This is a genomic window from Kitasatospora sp. NPDC057223, from assembly GCF_042669755.1.
Taxonomy (GTDB): Bacteria; Actinomycetota; Actinomycetes; order Streptomycetales; family Streptomycetaceae; genus Kitasatospora.
The window spans coordinates 1-9749 of record NZ_JBHUWW010000212.1 but is presented as its reverse complement, the minus strand read 5'-3'; the positions used below and the strand labels follow the sequence as shown (position 1 = coordinate 9749).

Sequence of the window (9749 nt, the reverse complement as noted above, 5' to 3'; positions counted from 1 at the left end):
GGAGGGCCCGGGGACGGATCCCCGGGCCCTCCGGCCTTCGCACGTCCGACCGCTGGTCGCGGACTCTCAGACGTAGCGCTCCAGAATGGACGACTCGGCGAGCCGCGACAGCCCCTCGCGGACCGAGCGGGCCCGGGTCTCGCCGACGCCCTCGACCGTCTGCAGGTCGTCGATGCTGGCGGCCAGCAGCTTCTGCAACCCGCCGAAGTGCTCCACCAGCCGCTCCATCACGGTGTTCGGCAGGCGCGGGATCTTGGCCAGCAGGCGGTAGCCGCGCGGGGAGACCGCGGAGTCCAGCGACTCCGGCGACCCGGAGTAGCCGAGCGCCTTGGCGACGGTCTGCAGGTCGAGCAGTTCGGCGTGGGTGAGCGCTTCGAGGTCGGTGAGCACCTCGGGGACCGTCCGGCCGCGCTTGGCCGCCCGCTCGGGGAAGTAGTCCCGGGCGACCAGCTCCCGCTCGGGCTCGACGCCCTGGATCAGCTCGTCGAGCTGGAGCGAGAGCAGCCGGCCGTCGGTGCCGAGCTCCAGCACGTACCCGGCGATCTCGGTGGCGATCAGCCGGACCATCTCCAGCCGCTGGGCGACGGCGGTGACGTCCCGGACGGTGACCAGGTCCTCGATCTCCAGGGCGGAGAGCGTGCCGGCCACCTCGTCCAGGCGGAGCTTGTAGCGCTCCAGGGTGGCCAGTGCCTGGTTGGCACGGGACAGCACGGTCGTCGAGTCCTCCAGGACGCGCCGGGTGCCGTTGACGTACATCGCGATCAGCCGCATCGAGTGCGAGACCGCGACGACCGGGAACCCGGTCTGCTTGTTGACGCGCTCCGCGGTGCGGTGGCGGGTGCCGGTCTCGTCGGTGGGGATGGTGGAGTCCGGCATCAGGTGGACACCGGCTCGGACGATCTTGGTGATGTCCTTGTCGAGCACCACCGCGCCGTCGAGCTTGCACAGCTCGCGCAACCTGGTCGCCGAGAACTCGACGTCCAGGACGAAACCGCCGGTGCACACGGACTCGACGGTCTTGTCGAACCCGAGCACGATCAGCCCGCCGGTGTTGGCCCGCAGCACCCGCTCCAGGCCGTCGCGCAACCCCGTCCCAGGAGCGATGGCACTGAGGGAAGCCCGCAACAGGGCCTCCTCACGGGGGGACTTGTCCACCCGGTCGCTGGCTGCCACGTGACTCCTCCGGTCGACCCCGTGCCGCGCACCTCACGCGGTGCGCCGGCCTACGGTCTGTCGCTTATTACTGCCGTATTGCCAATTAGACAGGGGAAAGTCTAACTGGATGCGGCATTAACAGGGCCGGGGTCAGCCCACTTCGTCGGAGTCGACCGGTTCCCAGCCCTCCATCAGCTCCTCGGGGTAGGCCGCGACGGGTGCCGGGCGGGCCGCGGACCGGGGTGCCGAGCGGGGCGCGGGCGGCGTCTCGGCCGGAGCCGCGGTCCGCGATTTCGCGGACGCCCGGCGGCGGCCGGGGATGGCGAGCAGGGCCTCGCCGATGTCGGCGACCTCGACCACCTTCATGCCGCGCGGCACCTTGCCCGGGTCCGGCGGGACGAGGGCGTGGGTGAACCCCAGCCGGTGAGCCTCCGCCAGGCGGCGCTGCACGCCCGTCACCCGGCGGACCTCGCCCGCCAGGCCGACCTCGCCGATCGCCACCAGGTTGCTGGGCAGCGGGGTGTCGGAGGAGGAGCTGGCGACCGCGAGCGCGATCGCCAGGTCGGCGGACGGCTCGCTGAGCTTCACCCCGCCGACCGTCGCGGTGTAGATGTCCTGCTTGCCGAGCTTCACGCCGCCGTGCCGCTCGACCACGGCGAGGATCATCGCGATCCGCGGCGACTCCAGGCCCGAGGTGGTGCGCCGGGGCGAGGGGATCTGCGAATCCACCATCAGCGCCTGCACCTCGGCGACCAGCGGACGGCGGCCCTCCAGCGTGACGGTGAGGCAGGTGCCGGGCACCGGCTTGTCACGGCGGGTCAGGAAGAGGCCGGACGGATCCGCCAGCCCGACGATGCCCTCGTCGTGCAGCTCGAAGCAGCCCACCTCGTCGGTGGCGCCGTACCGGTTCTTGATCCCGCGGATGATGCGCAGCCGGGCGTGCCGGTCGCCCTCGAAGCTCAGCACCACGTCGACCAGGTGCTCCAGCAGGCGCGGGCCCGCGATCGAGCCGTCCTTGGTGACGTGGCCGACCAGCAGGGTGGCCATGCCGCGCTCCTTGGAGACCCGGATCAGCGCCCCCGCCACCTCGCGGACCTGGGACGGGCCGCCGGGCGCCCCGTCCAGCTCGGCGGAGGCGATGGTCTGCACCGAGTCGAGGATCAGCAGCCCGGGGTTGACCTGGTCGATGTGGCCGAGCACCGCGCCGAGGTCGGACTCGGCGGCGAGGTAGAGGTGGTCGGAGAGCGCGTTGATCCGGTCGGCGCGCAGCCGCACCTGGCCGGCCGACTCCTCGCCGGTGACGTACAGGGTGCGGTGCTGGTCACTGGCGGCCTTGGCGGCGACGTCCAGCAGCAGGGTCGACTTGCCGACACCGGGCTCGCCGGCCAGCAGCACCACCGCACCGGGCACGATCCCGCCGCCGAGCACCCGGTCGAGCTCGGGCACGCCGGTCGTCCGGGCGGTGGCGACCTGGCCGTCGACCTGGCCGATCGGCCGCGCGGGCGCGCTGACCGGCCCGGCGGCCGTGGTGCGGATCGGGACGGCGCCGTACTCCTCGACCGTGCCCCAGGCGTTGCACTCCGGGCAGCGGCCGACCCACTTCGGGAGTTGGTTGCCGCACTCCGTGCAGCGGTAGGCCGGGCGCGGCTTCGCGGTGGTCTTGGTACGGGCTGCCATGCGGCCCACCGTAGCGGCTGCCACCGACAGTCCCGGACGGGCGGCCCCGGCGAAGGGCACGCTGACCGGTCGTGTTGTTACCCGAAAGAAGTACAGGGGGGCGGAATACCCCGGACCGAACCCCGCCGGTGTCTACCGTCAGGTAGGTGACTACGAGTGTGGAAAGGCCCCGCAACACCGTCCTCGCGGCCTACGACCGACAGCTGGACGGGCTGTTCACCTACTGCCTCTCGGTGCTGTGCGAGCACGAGGCGGCGGCCGCCGCCGTCCGGGAGGTCGGCGAGCTGGCGCTGCGGCACGGCGGGCGGCTGGCCGAGCCGGGGCTGGTCCGGGCCTGGCTCTACTCGCTCGCCCGGTACAGCTGCCTGCACCGGCTCGACCGCGGGCCGGGCACACCGCCGCCCGCGGACGCCGCCCCGGCCGACCGGGCCGCCGCCGCACGGCGCCGCCAGGAGCTGGCCTCGCTCGCCTGGCCCGAGGCCGCCGGGACGGACCCGGAGCAGCGCGAGGCCCTGGAGCTCTCCGTCCGCCACCGGCTCAGCCCGATCGAGGTGGCCGCCGTCCTCGGCGTGCCGGCCGACACCGCCCGGGCGCTGCTCGCCTCGGCGGGCGCGGAGGTCGGGCGGACGCGGGCCGCCCTGCTGGTGCTCGGCGTGGGCAGCTGCCCGGAGCTGCACCGGCTCGGCGGGGCGGGCGCGGGCAGCTGGCGCGGCTGGGTGCTCGGTCCGGCCCTGCGCCGCGAGCTGGTGCAGCACGTGGTCGACTGCCCGACCTGCCGGGGTACGGCGGAGCGGGTGGCCGGCGAGGTCGGTACGGGGCTGACGGGCCTGCCGGGCCTGCCCGTGCTCCGCGCGCCCGAACAGGCCCGGTCGGCCGCCGACCGGGGCGCCGCCCGGCCGGCGGGTGCGGGCGGCCCCTCGCGGCACGGCGGCGCCGAGGGTGGCCCGCCGGGCAGGTCGGCGCGCTCCGGGCCGGCGAGGTCCGCGCCGGCCAGGTCCGGGCCGGGCGGCGCGGGGCCGGGCGGGGCCGCCTTCCTGGCCGGGGCGGCCGCGGGCCGGCGGGCGGCCGCCCGGCTGGGGCGCCCGCCGGCGGACGAGCCGGGCCTGCGCTTCGACCAGCGCGGCTTCCCCCGGCACCGGGCGGCCGGTCCCGGCCGGGCGGTGGCGGTCCGCCAGCGGGTGCTGACCACGGGCGTCCTCGCCGCGGTGCTGGCCGCCCCGGTGATCACCCTGTGGGCGGGGCACCAGGGCGGCGGGGGGCCGGGCGCCGCCGCCACGGTCTCCTCCGTCCGGGTCGACGGCGACGGCGGCCCGCGCGACGGCCGGCACCCGGACGGCCCGGCGGCGGCGCCGGCGACGGCCACGAGCACCGGGGAGGGCGCCTGGCCCGGCCCCGGCCAGGGGGCCGCCGGCGGGCTGGAGCTGGCGGGAGCCGTCCCCGCAGAAACGTTGTTCCCTCGGATCCAGGGCCCCGCGGTACCGGTGCCGGCCCTCGGCGCGTCCCCGATCGCGGGCCCGGCACTGCACTCGGTGCCCGTCCCGGCCCCGCTGCCGGTCGCCGTCCCCGACGCCGCCCCGGCGGCCGGGGCCCCGGCGCCGGCCGGCCTGCTCACGGTGGAGGCGGCCGAGTACGGCAGCCGCACCGTGATCACGATGACCAACTCGGGCGGGACGGACATCCACTGGCACGCCGTGCTGGACGCGGACTGGCTCCGCCTCAGCCGCGACTCCGGGACGCTCGAACCCGGCCGGCGGATCACCGTCACCGTGACCGTCGACGAGGAGCGGGCCCCGGGCACCGCCTGGACGGCCCGGATCGCCCTGCCGCCGTCCCAGGCCGTGGTCACCCTGGAGGGCGGCCCGCAGCAGCGCGGCGGCGCCACCCCGGCGCCCGCCGACCCGTCCGTCCCGGCCACCGCGCCCCCGGCGAGCCCCGCGCCGTCCGCCACCGCGAGCGGCACACCGTCCGCCCCGCCGTCCTCCTCGCCGGCCGGCACGCCGCCTCCCGACCCCGCGGCGACGCCCGCGCCCACGGCGACGCCCGGTGCTCCCGCCCCGTCCTCGGCGCCCACCGCAGCACCGTCGGCGTCCGCCCCGCCCACCGCGCCGCCCGGTCCGGCGGGCGGCCCGCAGTAGCCCGGGCGGCGGGCCGTGGTGTGATGGCCGGGTGAGCCGCGCCACCGAAGAGACGAACCGCCGCCTGCTCCGGGCCCGGGACGCGATGGACCGCGCCTACGCGCAACCGCTGGACGTCCCGGCGCTGGCCCGGATCGCCCATGTCTCCCCGGCCCACTTCAGCCGCACCTTCCGGGCGACGTTCGGCGAGACGCCGCACCGCTACCTGCAGCGCCGCCGGGTCGAGCGGGCGATGTTCCTGCTGCGGGAGAGCGGGCGCAGCGTGACGGACATCTGCTTCGAGGTCGGCTTCGGCAGCCCGGGGACCTTCAGCCGGACGTTCCGCGACATCGTCGGCCGGTCACCGCGGACGTACCGCCGGGAGGCGGGGGCCACGGGCGTGCCGACGTGCTTCACGATGGCGTGGACGCGCCCGGGCGACGGGCTGCCGCCGGGGCGGTCCGGCACGTCCGCCGGCTGAGCAGTTCTGGATAAGTTTCCGGCCGGCCCGCCCACTAGCGTGAGGAACATGTTCAACGCCATCACGCACTCGCAGCTGTACGTCCTGGACCAGGACGAAGCCCTCGACTTCTACGTCGGCAAGCTCGGCCTGGAGGTCGCCGCCGACGTCGACATGGGCTTCATGCGCTGGCTGACCGTCAGCGTCCCCGGCCACCCCGAGCGCCAGATCATGCTGGAGAAGCCCGGCCCCCCGGCGATGTCCGAGGAGACCGCCGAGCAGGTCCGCGACCTGGTGACCAAGGGCGCGACGGGCGGCTGGCTCATCTTCACCACGGAGGACTGCCACAAGACGTACGAGACGCTGCTGGCCCTGGGCGTCGAGTTCACCGAGGAGCCCACCGAGCGCCCCTACGGCATCGACTGCGGCCTGCGCGACCCCTTCGGCAACCGCATCCGCTTCACCCAGCCCAAGGACTGAGGGCTCCTCCGACCCGGTGGCCCGGCGGCCCGGCGTCAGGCCGTCAGGCCGTCAGGCCGTCAGGCCGGAGATCGCGTCACCGACGTACTTGGCGCCGAGGACGACCAGGACGACCATCATGACCGCGGAGTTGTGGGCAGACATCCAGGCCTTCCACTCCCCCAGCACCCTGGCCGACCTGGCTCCGCCGAAGACGTACACGCCGAGCGGCAGCAGCGCACACAGTGACCCCACCAGAACCATCAGCACCACGGCCACCGCCTTGCCGCCGGCGGTGGCCGTGCTCGTCGCGATCGACACCGCGCCGCCGACGGCCAGCACCAGGTTCTTCGGGTTGGCCGCCACCAGGGCGACGGCGAGCCCGGCCGCCTTGGCGGGGGTGAAGCGGTCGATCGCCTGCATCCACTTCGGCGGGCTGCTGACGTGCCCCTCGCGCGGGCGGTCCTTCCACTGCCTGGCGCCCATCAGCAGGAACAGCACGCCCAGCGCCAGTTTCAGCCAGTACGACCAGTCGGGCTTGGACGCCTCGGTGTCCAGGCCCGACCCCGCCAGCACCACCACCGTGGTGACCGCCGCCAGGGCGAGCACCCAGCCGGCGGTGAAGGCCATGCCGTTGGCCCGCCCCTTCGGCGTGGCCAGCATCAGGATCACCGCGATCAGCGGCAGCGGGCTGATGGCGATACCGACCGCGGAGGCCAGCATCTGGCCGATCGCGTCACCCATTCTCGGACTCCTCTTCTCGGACTCCTCCACCGGCACGGCCGTCGGTGCGCAGGGCCACCGGGAGGCCACCGGGCAGGTCAGCGCGGCAGGATCGGCGGCAGGCGGTACGAGCCGTCGAGCACGGCCGCCTGCGGCTGGTAGAGCCGGATCATCGGCCGGAAGTCCCCGGCGGGGGTGGGCAGCCAGTTCGCCGCCTCCGCGTCGCCGGCCGGCCGCTCACGCTGCAGGACGAGCGTCAGCGAGCCGTCCGCCCCGTACACCAGCCCGGGGGTGCGGTCGCCGACCGAGTACCGGCCGATCGGGTTCTCGGCCAGATAGTAGTCCGGCAGGCTGTACATGGTGACGGACCAGAACGCGTCCACCGGCGGCGGCGCGTCGAACCGCAGCGTGTACGCGTGCGCGCCGTTCAGTTGCCGGCCCTCCACGTCCTGGTACGCGGTCGCGTACACCGCCTCGTAGGCGTGGTTGCCCCAGAGGCCGGCCCGCGCCGCCGCCGAGCGGGTCAGGTACGCGGCGCGGCGGTCGGCGATCCGCCACCGCGGCTCGTCGAGGGTGCCGGGGCCGAGGAAGTCGAGGTTGTAGTCGAACATGTGCAGGTTGGCGCTCCAGTCGCCGCTCGGCGTGCCCTCGGCCGGGCGGGTCGCCTCCTCCACCCGCTGCTTGCCCGCCGTCAGGCCCCTGACCAGCGCGGCGGTCCATTCGGGTGCGGCGCCGAGGTAGGGCGAGGGCCCGCTGTCGAGCAGTCCGAGCGGGGAGAAGCGCTGCTGGTACTCGATGTCCGGCCCGGCGGGCGGGAAGGCCGCCAGCCAGACCCGCAGCCGCTCGAAGAACGCGAGTTCCCCGGGTACGGAGGCGTCCGGCTCCGGCAGGCCGGCCGGTACGCCGCCGGGCTCCAGCGGGCTGATCGTCAGCTGTTCCTGGAGCGCCCGGATCCGGGGGAGGTCAGCGGGGCCGTCGCAGGCGTTGCGGCCGACCACGGTGGCGATCGTGGTCGGCGAGGTGATCACCCGGACGCCGTCCGGGGGCGTGCCGTGCCAGCCGGGTGCGGTGATCAGCCAGGTCTGTTCGGCCGTGCCGGTGGCCCGGCGGCCGATGTAGGCGAAGTTGTTGCTCCAGGCGTCGACGAACTGGAGCACGTGGTACTGGCCGCCGGTGTCCGGGACGTGCAGCAGCTGCGGGCCCTCGGAGAGGTCCAGCTGGGCGATCGAGTAGACGGTGTCGTTGTTCACCGAGACGAACTCGTCCGCCGGTTCGGCCAGGGCCGTCGCGTGGCCGAACCGGTTGAACGGCGCGGGCGCGAGGCTCCCCAGCCCCTTCGAGCCGACGTGGTCGACCATCGAGAGGTCGGCGACAAGCGGGTACCCGTAGATGTAGGCGTCGGCGGCGAGGGCCTCGATCGCGGGCTGGGGCATGCGGAGTCCTTCCGGGCGGAGCCGACGGGTCGGCGGAGCGGCAGGTGGGCGAGGCGGGAGGGCGCGGCTGGAGGCGGTCGGCGCGGGGTCAGTGCGGGGTCAGCGGCGGGAGGTTCCACTCGCCGGTCAGGACCGACCGGTCCGGCCCGTACAGCCGGATGACGAGGGTGAACGGGCCGTCCGGCGCGGGCAGCCAGTTCGCGCTCTGCGCGGGGTTCGCCGGCCGCTTGGCCTGCACGTACAGGCTGAGGCCGCCGTCGGGGTCGCGGAGCAGGCCGGGGGTGCGGTCGCCGATCGAGTACCGGCCGATCGGGTTGTCGACCAGCAGGCGGTCCGGGAGCCCGTACATGGTGGCCGACCAGAAGAACTCGGCAGGCGGCAGCCCGTCCGGCGCGAAGCGCAGCACGTAGTCGCGCTCACCCGCGTTCGGCGGCCGGTTGCCCTCGCTGTCGACCAGCCAGCCGCCGTACCAGGCCTCCTCGGCGGGCAGCCCGTAGAGGCCCTTCTTCGCGCCGATCGCCCGGTCGAGGTAGTCGTCGCCGATCTGCTCCCGGGTGCCGAAGAAGTCCACGGCGTTGCTGATCCCGGCGGCGGCCTCCTCCAGCCGGGCGCGGCCGTCGGCGATCCCGCGCTCGATCTCGGTACGCACCTCGACGGGCAGCGCGGCGGGCTCGAACTCGCCGCGGCCGTCGATGCCCAGGGCGGCGAGCCGGCGCCGCAGGTCCGCCTCGGCGGGCAGGACGGGGAAGAAACCGAGCAGGAAGTCCAGGAAGCCGAAGAACTCGACGGTGTCCGTGACCTCGTCGCGCCAGACCGGCCAGACGGGCTGCGGCGCGGGCGGCGGGGCCGGGGTGCCGGCGTACTCGTGCAACGGCCGCAGGCGGTACTGCTGCTGGACGGCCTTCAGCTCCTCGACGGCCTCGGGGGAGGTACCGGCGAGGTAGGTCCGGCCGAGGATGCCGACCAGCTGGGTGGCGGTCCGGATCACCCCGGCGACGCCTTCCGGCACCTCGCCCTGCCAGCCGGGGCCGGCCACCAGGTGGTCACCCGCCTCCCGTCCGGTGGTGCGGGCCCCGACGAAGCCGGCGTACACGGTGTCCAGCTCGTGCAGCGGGATCACGTAGTAGCGGTCCTCGGCGGGCACCGAGACGACCCAGGGCTCGGCCCGCAGGTCGAGCCAGGCCCAGGAGTACGGGGTGTCGTTGTTCGGCGTCACCACGTCCGTGTTGGCGGGCGTGGAGGGCTGCGGGTAGTGCCGGAACACGCCGAAGCCGCCGACGTGGCGGGGGTCCGCGTCGTCGACGGCCTGCGGGTACATGGTGCGGTAGTTCTCCAGGAGCGGGTAGCCCCAGATCCAGGCCTCCGCGGCCGTCGGGCGGACGGTGTCCGGGTCGACCAGTGCCGGATTTCCCATGCTGACGATCTCTCCCCGCGCGACGCTCGAACCAGGACAAAGCCGTACACAGGGGATGCTATGTGCCTCCGAATGGATCAGCACCTCCTCGGCCCGGACGAGTCGCGTCACCCGCCGCCGGGCTGCGCTGCCGGCCCGTCGCCGACACCGCGCGGGACACCTGGGCCCGGCTCCGGGAGCGCGGCCCCGGCACGGACACCGACGAGCCGGGACGCAAGGGGCGCCCCGGCGGGGCGATGGTCGGCATCGGCCCCGCGAAATAGCAGCGGCTGAGCGGCGGCACGCGAGCCGGGGTACGGCGGCGGCCGGTGGCC

Annotated in this window: 8 protein-coding genes; 3 read left to right on the top strand and 5 right to left on the bottom strand. The window is 74.9% G+C overall.

What is annotated here, in order from left to right:
• Positions 1 to 66 precede the first annotated feature (66 nt).
• Together disA and radA are read right to left on the bottom strand one after the other, a co-directional pair.
• Positions 67 to 1173: a DNA integrity scanning diadenylate cyclase DisA gene (gene disA, locus ACFUK0_RS38275; protein ID WP_380258368.1), complete on the bottom strand. Its 1107-nt coding sequence runs from the start codon at positions 1171 to 1173 to the stop codon at positions 67 to 69.
• 132 nt (positions 1174 to 1305) lie between these two features.
• On the bottom strand, positions 1306 to 2832 hold the full coding sequence (gene radA / locus ACFUK0_RS38270) for a DNA repair protein RadA (RefSeq protein WP_380258366.1): 1527 nt from the start codon (positions 2830 to 2832) through the stop codon (positions 1306 to 1308).
• Positions 2833 to 2978: 146 nt separating this feature from the next.
• Here radA and ACFUK0_RS38265 point away from each other — a divergent pair, with 146 nt between their 5' ends.
• From ACFUK0_RS38265 to ACFUK0_RS38255, 3 genes are read left to right on the top strand one after another with little or no spacing between them, the layout of a single operon-like run.
• Positions 2979 to 4967: a sigma-70 family RNA polymerase sigma factor gene (locus tag ACFUK0_RS38265; RefSeq protein WP_380258364.1), complete on the top strand. Its 1989-nt coding sequence runs from the start codon at positions 2979 to 2981 to the stop codon at positions 4965 to 4967.
• A 31-nt stretch (positions 4968 to 4998) separates the two neighbouring features.
• Positions 4999 to 5427, top strand: coding sequence for a helix-turn-helix domain-containing protein (locus ACFUK0_RS38260; RefSeq protein WP_380258362.1), 429 nt, complete (start codon positions 4999 to 5001; stop codon positions 5425 to 5427).
• A gap of 48 nt (positions 5428 to 5475) precedes the next feature.
• Complete coding sequence (locus ACFUK0_RS38255) at positions 5476 to 5886, top strand: VOC family protein (RefSeq protein WP_380258360.1); 411 nt, start codon at positions 5476 to 5478, stop codon at positions 5884 to 5886.
• Positions 5887 to 5937: 51 nt separating this feature from the next.
• On the opposite strand, the gene ACFUK0_RS38250 is transcribed toward ACFUK0_RS38255, so the two are convergent.
• The 3 genes from ACFUK0_RS38250 to ACFUK0_RS38240 form a co-directional block, all read right to left on the bottom strand.
• The gene (locus ACFUK0_RS38250; protein ID WP_380258358.1) at positions 5938 to 6609 is read right to left on the bottom strand and encodes a GAP family protein; all 672 of its coding nucleotides are present in this window, start codon (positions 6607 to 6609) and stop codon (positions 5938 to 5940) included.
• Positions 6610 to 6686: 77 nt separating this feature from the next.
• The gene (locus ACFUK0_RS38245) at positions 6687 to 8021 is read right to left on the bottom strand and encodes a DUF1254 domain-containing protein (RefSeq protein WP_380258356.1); all 1335 of its coding nucleotides are present in this window, start codon (positions 8019 to 8021) and stop codon (positions 6687 to 6689) included.
• Between the two features lie 88 nt (positions 8022 to 8109).
• Positions 8110 to 9435, bottom strand: a complete 1326-nt coding sequence (locus ACFUK0_RS38240) for a DUF1254 domain-containing protein (protein ID WP_380258354.1) — start codon at positions 9433 to 9435, stop codon at positions 8110 to 8112.
• Between the last annotated feature and the right edge of the window lie 314 nt (positions 9436 to 9749).

Bases quoted from the DNA above. Each gene is read 5' to 3' on its own strand.
- radA (WP_380258366.1), bottom strand. From the start codon at position 2,832: ATGGCAGCCCGTACCAAGACCACCGCGAAGCCGCGCCCGGCCTACCGC.
- ACFUK0_RS38255 (WP_380258360.1), top strand. From the start codon at position 5,476: ATGTTCAACGCCATCACGCACTCGCAGCTGTACGTCCTGGACCAGGAC.
- ACFUK0_RS38250 (WP_380258358.1), bottom strand. From the start codon at position 6,609: ATGGGTGACGCGATCGGCCAGATGCTGGCCTCCGCGGTCGGTATCGCC.
- ACFUK0_RS38240 (WP_380258354.1), bottom strand. From the start codon at position 9,435: ATGGGAAATCCGGCACTGGTCGACCCGGACACCGTCCGCCCGACGGCC.
- ACFUK0_RS38245 (WP_380258356.1), bottom strand. From the start codon at position 8,021: ATGCCCCAGCCCGCGATCGAGGCCCTCGCCGCCGACGCCTACATCTAC.